This is a genomic window from Achromobacter animicus, from assembly GCF_902859585.1.
Taxonomy (GTDB): Bacteria; Pseudomonadota; Gammaproteobacteria; order Burkholderiales; family Burkholderiaceae_B; genus Achromobacter; species Achromobacter animicus.
Window position 1 is genome coordinate 1 of the sequence record NZ_CADIJM010000043.1, and the last position, 729, is coordinate 729.

1 protein-coding gene is annotated in these 729 nt (G+C 60.9%); it reads left to right on the top strand.

Annotated features, from left to right (window positions below; all coding sequences use genetic code 11):
• Positions 1-457: transposase (locus HV681_RS27685; protein WP_175126285.1), on the top strand; the 457-nt coding region annotated here is incomplete at its 5' end.
• Between the last annotated feature and the right edge of the window lie 272 nt (positions 458-729).

A 729-nucleotide genomic window follows, 5' to 3' on the forward strand; every position in this document is an offset into this window, starting at 1 on the left:
AGGCAACTGGCGTCATGAGCACCTGTTCGCGCTGCGGCAAGCGCTGGCCCTGTACGACACCTATCAACAACTGCTCAATGAATGCAATCAGCACATCCAGGCTGAACTGCAAAAACTGCACCGCCATGACGGCGATCCGGGTAAGTCGCAGCGCCGCTGGCCCAAGAAAGCCATGGCCTTCGATCTGCGCACGCATCTATTTGCCATGTGCGGCGTGGACCTGACTCGCATCAACGGCATCGACGAAATGACCGCCTTCACCGTCCTGTCCGAGGTCGGCCCGGACATGAGCCGCTTCCCTTCGGCCAAGCACTTCGCTTCGTGGCTAGGCTTGTGCCCGGGCACACGCATCTCCGGGGGCAAGGTTCTGAACGGCGCCACCAAACGCTCACCGAACCGCGCTGCGCAAGCCCTACGTCTGGCGGCCATGCGCTGCGCCACAGCCAGTCCGCCTTAGGCGCCTATTACCGAAGGCTGTGCGCCCGCCTGGATAAGCGGCGCGCCATCACCGCAGCCGCACACAAGTTGGCTCGACTGATTTACACCCTGTTGGCCAAAGGGGCCGAGTACGTGGACCAAGGCGAGCTGTACTACGAAGAACGCCACCGCCAACGCGTCCTGCACCACCTGACAAAGCGCGCAGAGACCATGGGCTACAGCTTGGTACCGTTGGCCACCCCAGAAAAAGCCAATGAAATATCAACAGCTTAGGAGGAGTTTCTTGAGAGG